Source organism: Aerolutibacter ruishenii (assembly GCF_007830115.1).
Lineage (GTDB): Bacteria > Pseudomonadota > Gammaproteobacteria > Xanthomonadales > Xanthomonadaceae > Aerolutibacter > Aerolutibacter ruishenii.
Map to the genome: position 1 here is coordinate 86,299 of NZ_VLKP01000005.1, position 18,869 is coordinate 105,167.

At 66.9% G+C, this 18,869-nt stretch carries 13 protein-coding genes and 4 tRNA genes; 9 read left to right on the plus strand and 8 right to left on the minus strand.

Going from position 1 to position 18,869, the window contains the following annotated elements:
• Positions 1-58: 58 nt before the first annotated feature.
• Both IP93_RS07235 and IP93_RS07240 read left to right on the plus strand, forming a co-directional pair.
• The gene (locus IP93_RS07235) at positions 59-1,594 is read left to right on the plus strand and encodes a class I SAM-dependent methyltransferase (RefSeq protein ID WP_158636297.1); all 1,536 of its coding nucleotides are present in this window, start codon (positions 59-61) and stop codon (positions 1,592-1,594) included.
• A gap of 51 nt (positions 1,595-1,645) precedes the next feature.
• The gene (locus IP93_RS07240) at positions 1,646-4,978 is read left to right on the plus strand and encodes an error-prone DNA polymerase (protein ID WP_144813832.1); all 3,333 of its coding nucleotides are present in this window, start codon (positions 1,646-1,648) and stop codon (positions 4,976-4,978) included.
• 138 nt (positions 4,979-5,116) lie between these two features.
• On the opposite strand, the gene IP93_RS07245 is transcribed toward IP93_RS07240, so the two are convergent.
• Positions 5,117-5,557, minus strand: a complete 441-nt coding sequence (locus IP93_RS07245; protein ID WP_144813834.1) for an HU family DNA-binding protein — start codon at positions 5,555-5,557, stop codon at positions 5,117-5,119.
• Positions 5,558-5,751: 194 nt separating this feature from the next.
• On the opposite strand from IP93_RS07245, the gene IP93_RS07250 reads away from it, so the two are divergent.
• The 6 genes from IP93_RS07250 to IP93_RS07275 all read left to right on the plus strand — a co-directional run bounded on the left by IP93_RS07250 (position 5,752) and on the right by IP93_RS07275 (position 13,898).
• On the plus strand, positions 5,752-7,191 hold the full coding sequence (locus IP93_RS07250; RefSeq protein ID WP_144813837.1) for a Wadjet anti-phage system protein JetA family protein: 1,440 nt from the start codon (positions 5,752-5,754) through the stop codon (positions 7,189-7,191).
• The gene (locus IP93_RS07255) at positions 7,188-7,934 is read left to right on the plus strand and encodes a DUF4194 domain-containing protein (protein ID WP_144813840.1); all 747 of its coding nucleotides are present in this window, start codon (positions 7,188-7,190) and stop codon (positions 7,932-7,934) included. The genes IP93_RS07250 and IP93_RS07255 overlap by 4 nt, the downstream gene beginning before the upstream one ends.
• The gene (locus tag IP93_RS07260) at positions 7,921-11,349 is read left to right on the plus strand and encodes an SbcC/MukB-like Walker B domain-containing protein (protein ID WP_144813841.1); all 3,429 of its coding nucleotides are present in this window, start codon (positions 7,921-7,923) and stop codon (positions 11,347-11,349) included. Before IP93_RS07255 ends, IP93_RS07260 begins: the two co-directional genes overlap by 14 nt.
• Complete coding sequence (locus IP93_RS07265; RefSeq protein ID WP_144813844.1) at positions 11,346-12,560, plus strand: Wadjet anti-phage system protein JetD domain-containing protein; 1,215 nt, start codon at positions 11,346-11,348, stop codon at positions 12,558-12,560. The genes IP93_RS07260 and IP93_RS07265 overlap by 4 nt, the downstream gene beginning before the upstream one ends.
• 211 nt (positions 12,561-12,771) lie before the next feature.
• Positions 12,772-13,308, plus strand: a complete 537-nt coding sequence (locus IP93_RS07270) for a porin family protein (protein WP_144813847.1) — start codon at positions 12,772-12,774, stop codon at positions 13,306-13,308.
• A gap of 101 nt (positions 13,309-13,409) precedes the next feature.
• Positions 13,410-13,898: a porin family protein gene (locus tag IP93_RS07275; protein ID WP_158636298.1), complete on the plus strand. Its 489-nt coding sequence runs from the start codon at positions 13,410-13,412 to the stop codon at positions 13,896-13,898.
• 17 nt (positions 13,899-13,915) lie between these two features.
• Here the strand turns inward: IP93_RS07275 and IP93_RS07280 are convergent, their stop codons facing one another.
• The 7 genes from IP93_RS07280 to ppsR form a co-directional block, all read right to left on the minus strand.
• Complete coding sequence (locus IP93_RS07280; protein WP_242006793.1) at positions 13,916-14,191, minus strand: hypothetical protein; 276 nt, start codon at positions 14,189-14,191, stop codon at positions 13,916-13,918.
• Positions 14,192-14,357: 166 nt separating this feature from the next.
• Positions 14,358-14,433, minus strand: a tRNA-Glu gene (locus tag IP93_RS07285).
• Positions 14,434-14,467: 34 nt separating this feature from the next.
• A tRNA-Ala gene (locus IP93_RS07290) sits at positions 14,468-14,543 on the minus strand.
• Between the two features lie 126 nt (positions 14,544-14,669).
• Positions 14,670-14,745 (minus strand) — tRNA-Glu (locus IP93_RS07295).
• A gap of 45 nt (positions 14,746-14,790) precedes the next feature.
• Positions 14,791-14,866 (minus strand) — tRNA-Ala (locus IP93_RS07300).
• A gap of 46 nt (positions 14,867-14,912) precedes the next feature.
• A complete protein-coding gene (locus IP93_RS07305; protein ID WP_144813851.1) occupies positions 14,913-15,410 on the minus strand; it encodes a DUF1249 domain-containing protein in 498 nt (165 codons plus the stop codon).
• 109 nt (positions 15,411-15,519) lie between these two features.
• Positions 15,520-16,341: a posphoenolpyruvate synthetase regulatory kinase/phosphorylase PpsR gene (ppsR, locus tag IP93_RS07310; protein ID WP_144813853.1), complete on the minus strand. Its 822-nt coding sequence runs from the start codon at positions 16,339-16,341 to the stop codon at positions 15,520-15,522.
• 149 nt (positions 16,342-16,490) lie between these two features.
• Between ppsR and ppsA the strand changes: the two genes are divergently transcribed.
• A complete protein-coding gene (gene ppsA / locus IP93_RS07315; protein WP_144813856.1) occupies positions 16,491-18,866 on the plus strand; it encodes a phosphoenolpyruvate synthase in 2,376 nt (791 codons plus the stop codon).
• Positions 18,867-18,869: the final 3 nt, after the last annotated feature.

Below are 18,869 nucleotides of genomic sequence, written 5' to 3' on the forward strand. Positions count from 1 at the left end.
ATGCGAATCACCTCCGCCTTGCATAATAGGCCACACGTTATCTCCACTTGTCTTGAAAATGGCCACGACAATCGAACAGGTCCGCGCGTACTACAACCAGTTTCCATACTCGTCCCACGCTTATCCCCACAGCGCGCCGGAACAACTGCAGGCGATTGCCCACATTTTCGGACACTCGGCGCCATCCGTGGGCACGGCCCGGGTATTGGAGCTGGGGGCGGCGGCTGGTGGCAACCTGATTCCCGCGGCAATTCGCAACCCGGGAATGCGCGCCGTGGGCGTGGATCTGTCGGACGTACAGGTTGAGATGGCACGAGCCCGCGCGCGCGAGGTAGGGCTGGACAACATTGAGTTCATCCAGGCGGATCTGGCCCAGCTGGAAAGTGAAGCCCTCGGGGAGTTCGACTACATCATCTGCCATGGACTGTACAGCTGGGTTCCACCACAGGTGCAAGAGGCCATGTTGCGAATCTTCGGCCAAAACCTTGCATCCGGAGGGCTGGCCTTCGTCAGCTACAACACCTATCCGGGGTGGAAAGGCAAGGAAATGATCCGCGACGCGATGCTGCTGCATGCGAGCCAATGCACATCGGCAGTGGAACGGATCGCCCATGCAAAGGCCATGGTGGGATTCCTGCAACAGGCAGTAGCACCGGGAAGCGTCATGTCGGCTGCACTGACGGAAAGTGCAGCCCTGATCAAGGGGGCGGGAGACCAGTATCTTGCGCATGAGTACCTGGAGCCCTACAACCTGCCGTGTTATTTCCAGGATTTCGTGGCGCGCGCTGCCGAATATGGGTTGGCTTACCTTGCCGAGGCCGAGCCCTCGATGATGGTTCCAGCCAATTACGGTGCGAACATGGCAAACGCTTTGAGTCGAACCTTTGGCCACGACCAGGTAAGGATGGAGCAATACCTGGATTTCGCGGTCAACCGTGCGTTCCGCCAGACCATATTGGCGAAGGTGACGGCTGGCGCTTCCAAGGCGTTCCGAATGGAGCGGACTCGGCTCCACTCGCTCCACTACTCCGCCAACCTGCCCTGCCGGAGTGGCTCAAGCACCTTTGATGGCACCCCCCAAGGCTATGGTGCGGGCAGGACGCCCTCCCTGGAACTCACGCATGGCGCATTGAAGCACGCGGTGGATACGCTCACCGATGCCTGGCCCGGCTCGGTCACGCGCGATGAACTGGTTGAGCGGGCAAGCACGCTTTCCACCGGATTGGCTGGCATGGACCTCAGCCAGATTCCCCACGCTGTCGATGAACTGCTCGAATACCTCGTCATGCGAGGCCTGGCCAGGATCCGCATGGAGGCGGTACCGCTCGCCGGTGCTGTGCCCTCCCGCCCGACCTTGGAGCCCTCGGCGCGAAGAATGCTGCAGACGTTGGAGAAAGGTCATTCGCCCGACATCGCCAACCTCTGGCATGAAAGTGTGGATTTGACCCCGGCCGAGCACCAGGTGCTTTCGTTGCTGGATGGAACACATGACGTCGAGGCGTTGGCTCGACTTGTCTCCGACCATGGCGACGCCACGCCCCCCGTATCCGAAACGCTTGAGGCCCTGCGGCGGAAAAGCCTGATTTCAAGATGAAGTCGTGCAATCCGGCGATGGCCATCGGGGCATTGTCACGGCACCTGACACATGACACCGCACCTGCCATCGCCCCGCATCTTCACCGCCGACCCCACCTTGCGGGCCATCGAAGCCCAGGCCTGGCCCGATTACGCCGAGTTGCACTGCCTGTCCGCCTTCAGCTTCCAGCGGGGTGCGTCGGTAGCGAAGGAGTTGTTCGAACGCGCGCATGCACTGGGCTATCGCGCACTGGCCATCACCGACGAATGCAGCCTGGCCGGCATCGTGCGCGCCTTCGAAGCCTCGCAGGAAACCGGCCTGCCCCTGATCGTGGGCAGCGAGGTGCGCGTGGAGGACGGGCCGAAGCTGGTGCTGCTGGTGGCCACGCAGGCTGGTTACACCGCATTGTGCGGGCTGATCACCGATGCGCGGCGACGTGCGCCCAAGGGTGAGTACCGGTTGCTGCGCGAGGACTTCGATCGCCCGGGGCTGGATGGATTGCTGGCCCTTTGGGTGCCCGGCGAGCATGAGCTGCCAGAGATCAACATTGCGCCACCGGTCGACGCATCCGCATTGACCCGCCCTTCGGTGAAAGACTGTGTGCACGCCGAAAGGGGCAAGGGGGCCGGGCCCATGGCGCCACAAGCTGGTCTCCCCCCCGCGGCAAAATGGCTGCACCACCACTTCCCAGGCCGCGCATGGCTGGCAGTGGAATTGCACCACGGTCCCGATGACGCCACGCGCCTGCAACGCCTGCTGGACCTCGCCCGCTGCTGCAACCTGCCCGCCGTGGCCACCGGCGACGCGCACATGCACGTGCGCCGCCGTCGCGCCCTGCAGGACACCCTCACCGCCATCCGCCATCGCTGCACGCTGGCCGAGGCCGGCGCCCACCTGTTCCCCAACGGCGAGCGCCACCTGCGCACGCGCAATGCACTGGCCGCCATCCACCCCGCTGAACTGCTGCGCGAAACCCTGCGCATCGCCGAGCGCTGTACCTTCACGATGGACCAGCTGCGCTACGAATATCCGCGTGAACTGGTGCCCGAAGGCGAAACGCCCACTTCCTGGTTGCGCCAACTGGTCACCGATGGCATCCCCGGCCGCTGGCCCGAAGGCCCCGACCAGGAAACCCGCGACAAGATCGAATACGAACTGGCACTCATCGCCAAACTCGACTACGAGTCGTATTTCCTCACCGTGCACGACATCGTCCGCTTCGCCCGCAGCCGCGGCATCCTGTGCCAGGGGCGCGGCTCGGCGGCCAACTCGGTGGTCTGCTACGCGCTGGGCGTGACCGCCATCGACCCGGTGCGCGGCAGCATGTTGATCGAGCGCTTCATCTCGGTGGAGCGCAACGAACCGCCCGACATCGACATCGACTTCGAGCACGAGCGCCGCGAGGAAGTGCTGCAGTACGTGTTCGAGCGCTACGGCCGCGGGCGCGCCGCTCTGACCGCCGTGGCCATCAGCTACCGCGGCCGCAGCGCCATCCGCGACGTGGCCAAGGTGCTGGGCCTGCCGCCCGACCAGGTCAACGAACTGGCCGCCACCATGGACCGCTGGGGTGGCCGTGCGCCCATCCCCGAGTACCTTCGCGAACGCGGCTTCGACCCCGATTCACCGCTGATGCAGCGGGTCATCGCCCTGACCGCCGAACTGATCGATTTCCCCCGCCACCTCTCACAACACCCCGGCGGCTTCGTCATCTCCGAGCACCCGTTGAGCACGCTGGTGCCCGTGGAAAACGCCGCCATGGACAACCGCACCGTGATCCAGTGGGACAAGAACGACCTGGACACGATGGGGCTGATGAAAGTCGACTGCCTCGCGCTGGGCATGCTTACCGCAATCCGCAAGACGCTGGACCTGCTGCGCAGGCACGACCGTGGCGACTACACCCTCGCCACCATTCCCACCGAGGACAAAACCACCTACGAGATGATCTCGCGGGCCGACACCGTGGGCGTATTCCAGATCGAGTCGCGCGCGCAGATGGCGATGCTGCCGCGGCTGCGGCCCAGGAGTTTCTACGACCTGGTGATCCAGGTGGCGATCGTGCGTCCCGGCCCGATCCAGGGCGACATGGTCCACCCCTACCTGCGCCGTCGTAACGGAGAGGAACCCATCGACTACCCGCCGAAGCTGGAGAAGGTGTTCGCACGCACGCTTGGCGTGCCACTGTTCCAGGAGCAGGTGATGCAGCTGGCCATCGTCGGCGCCGACTACACCGGCGGTGAAGCCGACAAACTGCGTCGCGACATGGCCGCCTGGCAGCGCCGCGGCGGCCTGGAGCCGCATCGAGAGAAGCTCACTGCCGGTCTGCTGCGCAACGGCTTTTCGCTGGAGTATGCCGAACGCATCTTCAGCCAGATCAAGGGATTCGGCGAGTACGGCTTCCCCGAGTCGCACGCCGCCAGTTTCGCCCTGCTCAGCTATGCCAGCAGCTGGCTCAAATGCCACGAAGGCGCGGCCTTCACCTGCAGCCTGATCAACAGCCTGCCGATGGGCTTCTACAGTGCCGACCAGTTGCTGCAGGATGCGCGCCGCCACCGCATCCGCGTGCTGCCGGTGGACGTGCGCTACAGCGAGTGGGACTGCACGCTGGAATTTTCCGCTCACACACCCTCGTCATCGGTAACGCGCTCCCCGGGCATCGCCACGATGCAGGCGGCCTCACACGATCCATCACCCGCCATTCGTCTTGGCCTGCGCATGGTGCAGGGGTTTTCCGAGAACGCGGCGTTGCAGTTGCACACCGCCCGCCAGCACCGTGCTTTTACCGACGTGGACGACCTGTGCCGCCGCGCCGCATTGGACGAACAGCATCGCAGCCTGCTGGCCGATGCCGGTGCGTTGAAGGCACTTAGCGGTCATCGTCATCGCGCCCGCTGGGCCATTGCCGGGGTGGAGCCACAGCTGCCGCTCTTCGCCGATGCGCCCCCCACGTCCGAGCACGCCATCGCGCTGCCCATGCCCACCGCCGGCGAGGACCTGACCCTGGATTACGCCACTACCGGCACTACTTTGGGCCGCCATCCGTTGGCGATGATCCGCAAAGCCCTCGTCGCGCGACGCTGCAAACGCTCCTCCGAACTGGAAGCCCTGCCGCACGGCCGCCGCGTGCGCACCGCGGGCCTGGTCACGCTGCGGCAACGTCCAGCCACCGCCAGCGGAGTCACTTTCATGTCGCTGGAAGACGAGGACGGCACCACCAACGTGGTCGTCTGGCGGCACCTGGCCGAGCGCCAGCGCCGGGTGTTCCTGGAGTCACGCCTGCTGGTGGTCGAAGGCCGGCTGGAACGCCAGGACGGCGTGCAACACCTGATTGCCGAACGGCTGCAGGATGCCAGTGAACTGCTGGGCACGCTGGCTACGGGCGGCTCACGCGACTTCCACTGAATCACCGTTCCGCCTCAACCATCAACGGGGTCCGGGATCAGAGGACGCTGCATGTCACCCAAACAAAACGGCCACCCCTCGCGGAGCAGCCGTTTCGTGGAGCGGAGCGGACCGGATCCCGGCCCGCCCCTGCGGTCATCAGGCCGCGGCGTCCTTCAGCTTCTTCAGCGGACGTACCTTCACCTTGACGGTGGCCGGCTTGGCCGCGAACCACTGCTCTTCCTTCGTGAAGGGGTTGACGCCCTTGCGCTTCGGCTTGGCCGGCACCTTGACCACGGTGATCTTCAGCAGGCCCGGCAGGGTGAACGCACCCGCGCCCTTCTTGTTCACCGACGCAGCCACGACCTCTTCGAGCGAGCTCAGGATCTGGCGCACGTCCTTGGCGAGCACGCCGGACGCCTCGGACAGGTGCGCGACCAGCTGCGACTTGCTCAGCACGTCCTTGATCGACTTCGGCGCGGCCTTAGGTGCAGCCTTGGCGGCAGCCTTCGGTGCAGCCTTCTTGACAGCGGCCTTCTTGGCGGCCGGCTTCTTGGCAGCAGCCTTCTTCGGAGCAGCAGCTTTCTTCTTCGTTGCCATCTTGTTCCCCATGGGAATCGGAAAAAAACAGGTTGTTTGGTGCCAGTAACCCCTTGGCAATGCGAATGTAGGGCAGCAAACGCACGCTGCCAAGCGGTTTGTGCAGGTTTTTTTGCGATTTTTTCCTCGAAGGCCGGGCGCGGAGCCCTGCTGGCATATGATTCGGGCTCCACGATGCACCGAGGAAGGCCGGATTGAGCGGCTCAGACCCAACGCCCGCACTGTTCGCCCACCTGCCCGACGGCCTGTTCGGCCCATTGGCCTCGCCCAACCGCCTGCATTACTGGAGCATCCTCGGCCGCCTGTACGCCGAGTATTTCGGCCCCGACGCACCGTTGCCACCCAGCGACGGCTACCCGCGCCGCGAACTTACCGGCGCCATCGAACGCTGGCTGATCAGCGACGACCCATGGGAAGACGACGAGGGCGAATCACCCGACACACCGCTGACCCTGCGCGCCAATGCCATCTACGACCGCCTGCGCGCTGCTGGCTGGTTGCGCCAGGAGCGCGTAGGCGTGCGCGAGATGGCCACCATGACCCAGGCCGTGGGATTGCTGCTGGGCACGCTGTGGGACTTCGCCGAACGCGGCCCCGCGTTCCTGGGCGCCAAGATCCGCTCGGTGGAACTGCTGCTGCGCCAGGTGGTGGAGCACGATGCCGGCGGCGATGCGCTGGACGAAGCGGCCGACCAGACCCGCGGCCTGCTGTCGCACGTCGCTACCATCAGTGTGCGGGTACGCGACCTGATGCCGGAGCTGATCAAGGCCGGCAGCACCGCGCAGTTCGCCCGCCAGCTGTTCGAGCGCTACGTCACCGAACTGTTCATCGGCGACTACGCGCAACTGCACAACGCCGACCACCCGCTGGCGCGCCGCACCGCGGTGCTGGGCCTGGTGCGCGATATCGAGCACTCCGACCATCGCACGCGCCTGCTGCACTGGTACCAGGAACGCACCCCCGGCCACGACGCCGAGCGCGCCGCGTGGCGCCTGGAGCGCAGCCTGCGCCGCCTGCGCGAACTGGACCGCATCGCCGAATACCTGGAGCGGCTGGACGAGGACATCCGCCAGGCCAACCGCCGCGCCCTCGCCTTCCTCGACTACCGCCTGCGCGCGCCCGACCGCTTCGACGTGCTGCTGCAGCGCGCCTGCCGCGGCGCCCTCGCCGCGCCCGAAAGCGCCCTGCGCCTGCCCGTCGCGCCCGGCCCGCTGCTGGACGAAAGCCGCCTGCGTGCCCCGCGCACCCGCTCGCGCCCCATTCCGCGCACCGCCAACGTCACCACCCCGCCCACGCCGGAACAGCTGGCCCGCATGCACCTGCTGCGGCAGATGAAACGCGTGCGCCAGGTGCTGCCGGAAGACCTCGCGCGCTACGTCGATCGTCACCTCGGCGGCCGCGAGCGCGTCGCCTCCGACGAACTGGCCATCGACAGCATCGCCGACCTGCGCGCCTACCAGGTGCTCACCACGCTGGCGCTGCGCAGCCATCGCAACGGCGGCCTGCGACGCGACGACCCGCTGCGACGCATGCTGCGCGGCTTCGACGTCGAACTCGACCACCGCGCCCGCACCGCCAACCACCACCTCGACACGCCGCGCTTCACCCTGCGCCGCACGAGACACGCCGCATGAAACGATCCTGGGCCCACCTCAGCCAGCAGTCCGGCGGCACCTACACGCCGCAGGACTTCGAGCGCGCCGCTTACCGCCTGGTCACCGAACAGGTGCTGTACGCCAGCGACCGCCGTTCCCGCAACGCCTACCACCTGGTCGAAACCTGGCTGGGTGACTTCGCCGCCGCGCTGGAACCGCTGGGCATCCGTCTGGAGCGCAACGCGCACTTCCGCTACATCGTCGCCCTGCCCGCGCATGCCGAAGGCGTCGCGGTTTCGCTCAACGAGACGCTGCTCGCCCTCGTCCTGCGCCAGCGCTACGACCAGGCCATGCGCCGCGGCGAGGTGGAGGAACACGGCGAGGTGACCGTCGAACTGCCGGACCTGCAGGAGGCATGGCTCGCCCTGACCAGCCGCCCGATGCCGGAGCTTGGCGCGCTGCGCGACCTGTTGCGCACCGCACGCCGCTGGGCACTGTGCCGCGAGGAGGAAAGCGAGCCTGGCGACCTGCAGCCGTTCCGCATCGTGGTGCGTCCCGCCATTGTCGAGATCATCGGCCCGCAGTGGTTGCAGCGGCTGGACCAGCACAACCTGGACGACGATATGGAGGACGACGGCGGGGGCCATGAGGACGACGTCGGCGAGGACCGTGAGTCGAACGACCAATCCGCAAATCCGGTTCACTCCGACGTTGATGGGGCGGATGCTGTCGCCTCGACCCCGGCCATGACTGAAGGAGGCAGCTCTCATGTTCCTGCTTGAGCGCGTGCACCTCGTCCAGTTCTTCCTGTTCCAGGCGCAGACCCTGGAACTGGACCGCACCACCGCCGTCATCGCCCCCAACGGCGCCGGCAAGAGCGCCCTGCTCGATGCCCTGCAGATCGTGCTGCTGGGCGGCGACCGCAACCAGATCCGCTTCAACGCCCAGGCCGGCGGCAGCCACCGCGCGCGCACCATCCGCGACTACTGCCTGGGCGTATACCGCACTGGCGACGACGGCCGCGCCCGTCGCACCGCCACTACCTACATCAGCCTGGTGTTCCGCGACGAGGCCACCGGCGAGCCGCTGACCGCCGGCATCGCACTGGGCGCCTCCGCCGATGAGCCCGACCACCGCATCCATGGCCTCTACCTGCTGCCGCACGTCGACCTCGCACTGGACGACCACCTGGAGCGCATCGACGGCCACGAACTCCCGTTGGAGTGGGCCAGGTTCCGCGAGTTGATCTCGCGCCGCTGCAAGGACCGCGGCACCGCGGCCGAGCTGCATGCCAGCAGCGACCGCTTCGTCAAGGACCTCCTGCACCGCCTGCGGCCCTCACCCAACGCGCACCTGGACGCCGGCGCCTGGCGCAAGGCCTTCCGCAACGCGCTCAACCTGCAGCGCGTGGACGACATCGACCTGTTCGTGCGCACCCTCGTGGCCGAGGAGCGCCCCACCGACATCGCCCGCTTCCGCGCGCTGCTCGACGGGTTCCGCCAGATCAAGGAACGCATCGAACAGGTCGCCCGCCGCATCGACGAGGCCGAAGTGGTGGACGCGCAGTACCGCAAGGTGGCCGCGCTTGCCACCCGCAGCGCCAGCTACCGCGCCCTCGCCGCCGAGTACCGTCGCGACGCCCACGGCGAAGCGGTGGATGCCGCCGAACAGGCCGTGCAGGACGCCAACGACCGCGCCGCGCAGGCCCAGCGCGCGCTGGAAGGCGCGCGCAGCGGCCTGCGCGTGGCAGAGTCCGAACTGGAAGAGGCCCAGTCGCGCCTGCATGGCACGCAGGGCTACAACGAACAGTCCAGTTTCGACGGTCTCGCCGCCCGCGACCGCGAGGAACTGACGCGCCTGAAGAAGTCGCTGCTGCGCGACACCATGCTGGTGCGCGACCTGCTCCAGACCGCGGGCCGCCTGCAGCTGCCCACCCTCGATGGCAATCTCCTGCAGCGCGCCATCGCACCCTGGCAGTCTCTGTACGAAAGCCTGGCCGCGCTCCCTGGCGATGCCGCCATCGCCGCCGATCCCGAAGCCCTGCACGGCCGCCTGCACGAAGCCCTGCGCCTGGCCGAGCCGGTGGTACGCGCCGTCGCCGCGCACGACCGCGAACAGCACAACGCCATCGATGCCGCCCACGACCGGGTCAAATCGCTGCGCGCCAACCTGGAGCGCCTCGGCGCAGGCAAGGCCGAACTGCGTTCCGACGTGCTGCGCCTGCTCACCTACCTGCAGGAAGAAGGCATCCCCGCGCGTCCGGTCTGCGATCTCGTGCGGGTCACCGACCGCGAGTGGCAACCCGCCATCGAGGCTTACCTGCGCACGCATGCCGAAGCGCTGCTGGTGCCGCCCGAGCACGAGGAGCACGCCGTGCGCCTGGTACGCGGCCTGCAGGGCAATCGTGCCGTCTATGGCGCAAAACTGGCGCTGGCCAGCCATGCCCGCCGCCATGCGGCCAACACGCCAGCCGACGAACTCGTCGCGTCCCTGATCGGCGGCGACGATCCGGACGCCATCGCCTACCTGCGCCGCCAGCTGGGCGACGTGCGCCGCGTCGACACCGATGCCGAAGTGGTGCAGAGCCGCCACGGCCTCTCGCGCGACGGCCTGCTCGCCAAGGGCGGCGGCGTCGAGCGCCTGCGCCTGCCCGCGGCGGGCGAACTGCGCATCGGCGCCGCCAACGACCGCGAGCGCCAGCGCCTGCTGCGCGGCGACCTGGAATCCGCCATCATCGAACACGAGCGCCTGCAGCGCGAAGCCCGCCCTGCGGCCGAATGTGCCGCCGCGTTGGCCCGCCTCGGCGGTGCGGACGAAATGGCCGGTTCCGTGCACGCACGCCTGCTCCAGCATCGCGAGGCTTTCGACCGCCTCGACCGGCTGCGCGACAGCCAGGCCGCGTTCGCCAACCCGGACCTGCTGCGCCTGGCCGAGCATGTGGAAACCGGACGCACGCGCGTGGGCGCACTGCGCCAGCAGGTGGAAGACCAGTTGCGCGAAGCCACCCGCACCGAGGAGGCGACCAAACTGGCGGTGTCCGCGTTGGACGCGCTCAACGCCCAGACCGACGCCATCGCCCGTGCCGCCATCGCCGCCTTCGCCGACCCCGACGTGGACCCCAACCTGGTCGAACGCCACCGCGACGAACTGGACGAAAAGCAGCCGGACCTTGGCGAACGCCTGGCCCTGTGCGCCAAGCGTGCCCAGGGCGCCGACCACGAACTGGCCAACCTGCTGCCCGAGGCCTGGCGCGGCCTGAGCCAGTACGGCCACGACCACGGCCTTACCATCGACCTGGAACCGCAGGACTGGCGCGCCGCCGGCACGCTGCTGCGCAAGGACATCGCGCACCTGCGCGACACCGAACTGGTGGAGCACCAGGCCGCCGCGGAAGAGGCCTACAGCACCGCGGTCAGCACCTTCCGCGCCAACGTGGCCTCGGCGCTGTTCGACAACTTCACCCGCCTGCGCCACCAGGTGGACACGCTCAACCGCACCCTGTCGCGCAGCCCGGCGTTCTCCAACAACGAGCGCTATCGCTTCCGTTTCGAAGTGGTGCCCGAGCTGCGCGAGCTGCATGCTTTCATCAAGCGCGCCGCCGAAGTGGGTGAAAGCGACAACCTGTTCGGCACCGCCGGCAAGGTGCCGGCTGCCTTCCGCGAGCTGATCGAAGACCAGACCGGCCCCGCGCGCCCCTCGCCGCTGGATGACTACCGCCGCTTCTTCCACTTCGAAGTCGACATCCGCCAGGAAGACCGCGTCATCGGCACCCTCAGCGAACGCATGCGCTCCGGCTCCGGTGGCGAACACCGCGCCCCGCTGTATGTCATCGCCGGCGCCGCATTGGCCGCCGCCTACGGCAAGGCCGAAGGCCAGCAGGGCGGCATCGGCGTGATCATGCTCGACGAGTTCGGCGACAAGATCGACGCGCAGAACGCCCGCGCCACCACCCACTACCTGCGCTCGCTCGGCCTGCAGCTGGTGCTGGCGGCACCCGACACCGCGCAGGGCACGCTCACCGGCGTACTGGACAGCTATGTCGAGCTGTTCCGCGACGGCGCCATGCTGCAGGTGGAACAGGTGCTCGTGCGCGATGCCGGCCGAGAACTGCTGGAAAGCGACCAGTTCGCGCTCCACCCCGAACTGCTGGAGCGCGAAACCGAACGCGTCCGCGCCGAGCTGGCGTCCGGCACATGAGCAGCGTCACGGGCCCCGCGGACACGACACCCGCGCGCACCGTGCTGCTGAAGCTGCTTGCCAAGGGCGAGCGCGCCCGCACGGCACGCCGCGACGAATCCGTGCCCCTGACCCTGGATGGACGCGACGGACGCGATTACGGCGCATTGCCCGGCTATGCCGATCGCGAAGTTTTCCACGCCGAAATCGCCCTGGCCGAACGCGCCGGTGCCATAACCATCCGCCGCGAGCGGCCCGGCGGGCCCGAAGCACGCCTGCTGCAACTGCGCCTGCGCGACCTCGACCGGCTGGCCCAGCACCTCGGTATCGTGCTGCTGGGCCAGCGCGTGGACACGGCCAACCGTCTGTTGACAGCGCATGCGGCGCAATTCCCGTGCATCGGGGAAGTCCTGGCCAGCTGGACGCTCGGTCGCAGCGTCCGCGGTGCCGGCCCCGATGCCGCGCCCGACCTTGCCGACGCGGCCCACGCCGTGCTCGATCTGCGCGCCGGTTCCGGCCAGGATCGCCTGCTGCGCAAGGAGAGCCGGCGCCTGTTCGGCGACAGCAAGCGGCTTCAACAGCTGACCCGCTGGCTGGAGCTGCTGCACTTCGGTGAACTCACCGCCACCGGTCTGGACGATCGCGACATCTGGTCCGCGTTGGGCCTGCGGCCGATGCCGCAGCCCCTGCTCATGGCCGGACGTGCACGCATCGCCATCGAGGACGCCTGGCTGTCGCCGTGTCGCCCCTGGCTGGGCCTGCCGCCCGGCATGGCCAGCGCGGTGGCCAGCGATGCCCGTTGGCTGCTGACCATCGAGAACCTCACCAGCTTCCACGAAGCGGCCTTGCGACTTGACGACCACCCCGGGCTGCTGCTGTGGACCGCAGGCATGCCGTCGCCGGCCCTTCGCCACCTGTATGCCCTGGCCTTGGCCGGCTTGCCGGCCGAAGCCGCCGTGTACCACTGGGGCGACATCGACGTGGGCGGCTTCCGCATCGCCGCATTGCTGGCCGAAAGCGCGCGCACGGCCGGTCGCACGCTGCAGCCATGGTGCATGTCGCCCAGCGATGTGATCGAAGCCGCCATGCCATCCGCCCCACCTTCGACCAGCACCCTGCACGCCATGCAGCACCACGCGCGCCGCGCCGGCTGGGAACACATCGCCGATGCGCTCGCCTTGCGGCCATTGGCGCTGGAACAGGAAGCGCTGCCGCCACGCTTGCCTGTCTGAACGCGCTCACCCCAAGGACACCGCCGCCCGTTTCAAGGCCATCAACATTCCTTTAATGGAACAATCAGTGCCACGATTAATGATTTAAAAACATTCCAGCAACGGCGATCCTATCTCCACGGCGGCAGCAGCCCAGGTACCCCACCCGGACCTGCCGCGCGACCCGGCTCCCCCCCTCTTTTGCCGGGTCGTATTCAGGAGAGATGGAAAGATGAACAAGAACAAGGCCCTGACCCGTACCCTGATCGCCCTGCTGGCCGGTGCCAGCGCGTTCGGCGCCAATGCCGCCGAAGACAAGGGCTTCTACGCCGGTGCCGGCGTCGGCCAGTCGTTCGTCGACGAGCGCGGCTACGACGACGAGGACACCGCGTTCTCGGTGTTTGGCGGCTACCAGTTCAACCGCTATTTCGCCGTGGAAGGCGCCTACACCGACTTCGGCAAGATCGAGCCCGAAGGGCTGGGCCGCAATCTGGAAGCCGATGCGCTGTCGGTCTCCGCAGTCGGCATCGTGCCGTTCACCGACAAGTTCTCGGGCTACGCCAAGGCCGGCTTCAGCCGCTGGAACCTCGACACCGAGCTCCCGGCCGTGACCGGCACCAGCGATGACAGCGGCACCGACCCGACCTACGGCCTGGGCGTGCAGTACCGCTTCAACGATCGAGTGGCACTGCGTGGCGAGTACAACCGCTTCGAGGTCGAGGACATCGACGTGGACGTTGCCCAACTGCAGGTGCGTTACAGCTTCTGAGTACCAGAACGGGCTGGCCGTTGCCTCCGGGCGCGGCCAGCCATTTCGCACCCACAGGCGACGGTCTGGCCTGCCAACCCACTCAGCGCACCCTTTCAATGATGAAAGCGACTTCCTTCCTTGCAGCGGCCCTGCTCACCTGCCTGGCCCTGCCGGCCGCGGCCGAAACCCGTGTCCACCTTGGCCCCAGTTGGAGTGGCCAATCCGAACTGAGCGCCGCCCCGGCCGTGTTCGTGCAGTTCCCCGGAAAGTCCACCAACACCTTCCTCGACAAGATCGAGTTCCAGCACTTCGCCAACCTCGGCGTCATCGAGGGCCGTTCGCGCGAAGGCGATCAACAGGATGTCTGGCTGGCCGGTGCCGGCGTGCGCGCAACGCGACCCGGTCACGGCCCACGTTACTGGTTCCTGGAGTCGCAGGTGTTCATGAACGCGGGCGAGACCACCTCACTGTCCGGCCACTTCCAGTTCGGCAATGGCATCGGTTATGCCCATGGCCCATGGGAAGTGATGGTCAAACACATTTCCAACGCACGCATCCGGCCACCCAACCACGGCGAGACCATGGTGCTGGTCGGTTACAACTTCTAGCAGCCGGTCCTGACAGGTCAGTCGAACTTCAGGCGCAACGCCTCGATGTCCGCCTGCGCGGCATAGAACAGGTCCTGGAATTCCTCTTCGGTCAGCAGGTCATCCGCGTACACCGCCACGGGATCGCGATGGGCGTCCGCGCCGACAGGCATTCTCGGTCCCGCGCGGCGGGACAACAGCGCGCCGTGGTATTCGACCAGATCCGGTGCGTCGTCCCACGACTCCACGGCGTGGCGACCTTTCCCAAGCAGCAGCACGACTTCAATCACGGCGAGTCCTCGGCGCAGTGGCATGCATACGGGCCTCCGGCAGCAGCGCTTGGCAGGCACCCCGGTGTCCGTGGCGCATCGCAGGCTGGTCGAGGCCAATGAAACCACACGCACTCGCCACCAGCAAAATGCCGTCCACGCCAAACAACGAGGGGTCCGGTTTCCCGGACCCCTCGTGCATGCTTGACGTTGGCGTCCCCACGGGGATTCGAACCCCGGTCGCTACCGTGAAAGGGTAATGTCCTAGGCCTCTAGACGATGGGGACGTCGTGGAAACCGAGCGCATCGATTTCCGAAGAGTGGTGGAGCCAGGCGGGATCGAACCGCCGACCTCCTGCATGCCATGCAGGCGCTCTCCCAGCTGAGCTATGGCCCCACGAGGCTGGAAAGGCGCGCATCATATCGAGCCATTTCCACTTCGTCAAAGAAAATCTTCACGAAGTTTTGCGGGTGTTTCATAAAAAAGCAGGGCCGCCTTCCGGCAGCCCTGCTCGATGAAAAGTGGCGTCCCCACGGGGATTCGAACCCCGGTCGCTACCGTGAAAGGGTAATGTCCTAGGCCTCTAGACGATGGGGACGCGGGTTACAAACTTGGCCTGTTTACAGCTACTTCCAGCAACCAGTGGTGGAGCCAGGCGGGATCGAACCGCCGACCTCCTGCATGCCATGCAGGCGCTCTCCCAGCTGAGCTATGGCCCCACGGGGCTGGAAAGACGACTATCTTACGGGGCGTTTCCGAGGATCGTCAAGCGGATTCTGGAAGCCCGCTCACCAACGGGTGCAACTCGCGCACCGCCGCCATGCCGTGGCCCTGCAGCGCGAGATAGTCCAGCCACTTGCCCAGGAATGTATTGATCCGGAACCGGTAACCGAACACCGCATCCGGCGGCGGGTTCATCCCGATCACATCCTGCCAGCGCCGCCCGACGTAGCAATGGGTCACCTCCACCTGCCGCGCATCGTGGTAGACCCGCAGATGGGCGGACGGATCCGGTTCGCCCGTCACCGGGTCCAGCATCGCGTAGGACAACCGCAGCTCGGTGGTGTAGCGGTGCTGCTCCATCACCTCGACATGCAGCTCCAGGCCGTCGCCGGCCATGGACACGTAATGCCCGCACGCCAACACCCGCACGTCGAACAGGTTGGCCAATTTGGTGTGGTTTTCACCATACAACCCCATCAACCAGCCAAGGCGGCTCAGCCGGGGAAAGCGCGCATGGCGGCGGGACAGCACTGCGTTCATGGCGTCGATGCTACACGGCGATTCGCCCACGCGGCAGCGTTGACGCGAACGCCCGTCAAGCCTACGTTGGGGAAGTCTCCCGATCGCCTTCCACCGCCTTGCCCCGCGATCAGAACATCACGCGCGAGATGCCCAGCGTGGTCATGACCTTGCTGGCGATTTCCTCGATCGACGCATTGGTGGTGCTCAGCGTGGGAATACGCTCGGCCCGGAACATCTTTTCCGCCGCCGCCACCTCCCGCCGGCAGGTTTCCAGCTGTGCGTAACGCGAGTTGGGCCGGCGTTCCTGGCGGATCTGCTGCAGGCGCATCGGATCGATGCTCAGCCCGAACAGCTTGCTGCGGAATGGCCGCAACCGCGCCGGCAACCGGTCCTGCTCCAGGTCTTCCTCCGTCAGCGGGTAATTGGCGGCCCGCACCCCGTATTGCAACGCCAAGTACACACAGGTCGGCGTCTTGCCCGCGCGCGACACCGCCACCAGGATAACGTCCGCCCCGTCGTAGTCCACCGACATGCCATCGTCGTGGGTCAGCGCGAAGTTCATCGCGTTGATGCGCCGATGGTACTGGTCGAAGTCGACAATGGCGTGGGCCTGGCCGATCCGGTGCTCGCGGGTCTCGCCCAGCTCCCGCTCCAGCGGGCCGATGAACGGTTCGAACACGTCCAGCATCAGCGCCCCGCTTTCGGCCAGGGCCGCGCTCACGTTCGTGTCCATGCAGGAATTGATCACGATCGGGCGTACGCCATGGGTGAGCGCCGCGGCCCGGATGCGCGCCGCGGCCATTTCGGCCCGCTCCACGCTGTCCACGTAGGAAATCCGGGTGCTTTCGAACCGGGTGTTGGTGAACTGGGTCAACAGGCTGTGGCCGATGGTCTCCGCCGTGATGCCCGTGCCATCGGAAATGTAGAAAACCGGCCGCGTGCCTGGCATCCGCTACTCCAACCAAAGTCGGCCCCGAAGGCCGTGTCAATACGAAAAGCCCGCCGGATCAACCTTGTACGGGTCCGGCGCCCCTGCGATCATATTAGCTTCTGTGCGCCCGGCCACCCCGGGCACCCCGCCCCACGGAGATCGCCCGTTTGAACGAGAACATCCTCTGGCTGCACGAGCTGCGCCTGTCCGACCTTGCCCGCGTCGGCGGCAAGAACTCCTCGCTCGGCGAGATGATCGGCAACCTGGCCAACCTCGGCGTCTCGGTCCCGGGCGGTTTCGCGACCACGGCGGAGGCGTTCAAGGCCTTCATCGACCACAACAACCTGCACCAGCGCATCTACGACAAGCTGGCCACGCTGGATGTCGAAGACGTCCCCGCGCTGACCGCGGCCGGTGCCGAGATCCGCGGCTGGGTGATCGACGCCCCGCTGCAGCCGGAGCTGGATGCCGACATCCGCAAGGCCTACGCGCAGCTGTGCGCGGAGAACGGCGGTGGTGATGTCGCCGTCGCAGTGCGCTCCTCCGCCACCGCCGAGGACCTGCCCGACGCCTCCTTCGCCGGCCAGCAGGAGACCTTCCTCAACGTGACCGGCGCCGACGACGTCGTGCACAAGGTCAAGGAAGTCTTCGCCAGCCTGTACAACGACCGCGCCATCGCCTACCGCGTGCACCACGGCTTCAAGCACGAGGACGTGTTCCTGTCCGCCGGCGTGCAGCTGATGGTCCGCTCCAACGTCGGTTCCTCGGGCGTGCTGTTCACCCTGGACACCGAGTCCGGCTTCCGCGACGTGGTGTTCGTCACCTCCAGCTACGGCCTGGGCGAGATGGTCGTGCAGGGCGCAGTCAATCCTGACGAGTTCTACGTCTACAAGCCCACGCTGAAGCAGGGCAAGCACGCCATCCTGCGTCGCTCCATCGGCGCCAAGCAGCTGCGCATGGTCTATTCGGACAAGCCCGGCGAGCGCGTGCGCATCGAGGACACCCCGGCCGAACTGCGCAACACCTTCTCCATCTCCGACGAGGACGTGCAGGAGCTGGCCAAGCAGGCGCTGGTCATCGAGCAGCACTACGGCCGCCCGATGGACGTGGAGTGGGCCAAGGACGGTGTCAGCGGCAAGCTGTTCATCGTGCAGGCCCGCCCGGAGACCGTGAAGTCGCGCGCCCACGCCACGCAGATCGAGCGCTACCAGCTCGGCCAGCGCGGTGAGGTGGTGTGCGAAGGCCGCGCCATCGGTCACAAGATCGGCACCGGCGTGGCGCGCGTGGTGCGCTCACTGGCCGACATGAACCGCGTGCAGCCGGGCGACGTACTGGTCGCCGACATGACCGACCCCGACTGGGAACCGGTGATGAAGCGCTCCGCCGCCATCGTCACCAACCGCGGCGGCCGCACCTGCCACGCCGCCATTATCGCCCGCGAGCTGGGCGTCCCAGCCGTGGTCGGCACCGGCAATGCGCTGGACACCATTGTCGATGGCCAGCCGATCACCGTGAGCTGCGCCGAGGGCGACACCGGCTTCATCTACGCCGGCACCCTGCCCTTCGAACGCTTCGTCACCGACCTGGAGAGCATGCCGGAAGCGCCGCTCAAGGTGATGATGAACGTCGGCAACCCCGAGCGCGCCTTCGACTTCGCCATGCTGCCCAACGCGGGCGTGGGCCTGGCGCGCCTGGAAATGATCATCGCCAGCCACATCGGCCTGCACCCCAAGGCCCTGCTCGAGTTCGACCAGCAGGACGCCGAGACCAAGGCACAGATCAACGAGCGCATCGCCGGTTACGGCAATCCGGTCGACTTCTACGTGGACCGCCTGGCCGAAGGCATCGCCACCATCACCGCCTCGTTCGCACCCAACCCGGTGATCGTGCGCCTGTCTGACTTCAAGTCCAACGAGTACGCCAACCTCATCGGCGGCAGCCGCTACGAGCCGCACGAAGAGAACCCGATGATCGGCTTCCGCGGCGCCAGCCGTTACGTCGACCCCTCGTTCGCCGACTGTTTCGCGCTGGAATGCCGCGCGGTGAAGAAGGTGCGCGAGCAGATGGGCCTGACCAACTGCTGGGTCATGATCCCGTTCGTGCGCACGTTGGACGAAGGCCGCAAGGTCATCGAGGTGCTGGAGGCCAACGGCCTGAAGAAGGGCGAAGGTGGCCTGAAGGTCATCATGATGTGCGAGGTGCCGTCCAACGCGCTGCTGGCCGACGAGTTCCTCGACATCTTCGACGGCTTCTCCATCGGCTCCAACGACCTGACCCAGCTGACCCTGGGCCTGGACCGCGACTCGGGCATCGTCGCCAAGCTGTTCGACGAGCGCGACCCGGCGGTGAAGAAGATGCTGTCGATGGCCATTGCCGCGGCCAAGGCCAAGGGCAAGTACGTGGGCATCTGCGGCCAGGGACCCAGCGACCACCCGGACCTGGCCGTGTGGCTGATGGAACAGGGCATCGATTCGGTGTCGCTGAATCCGGACACCGTCGTCGATACCTGGCTGCGCCTGGCCAAGGCCAGGAACGGCGGCTGAGCG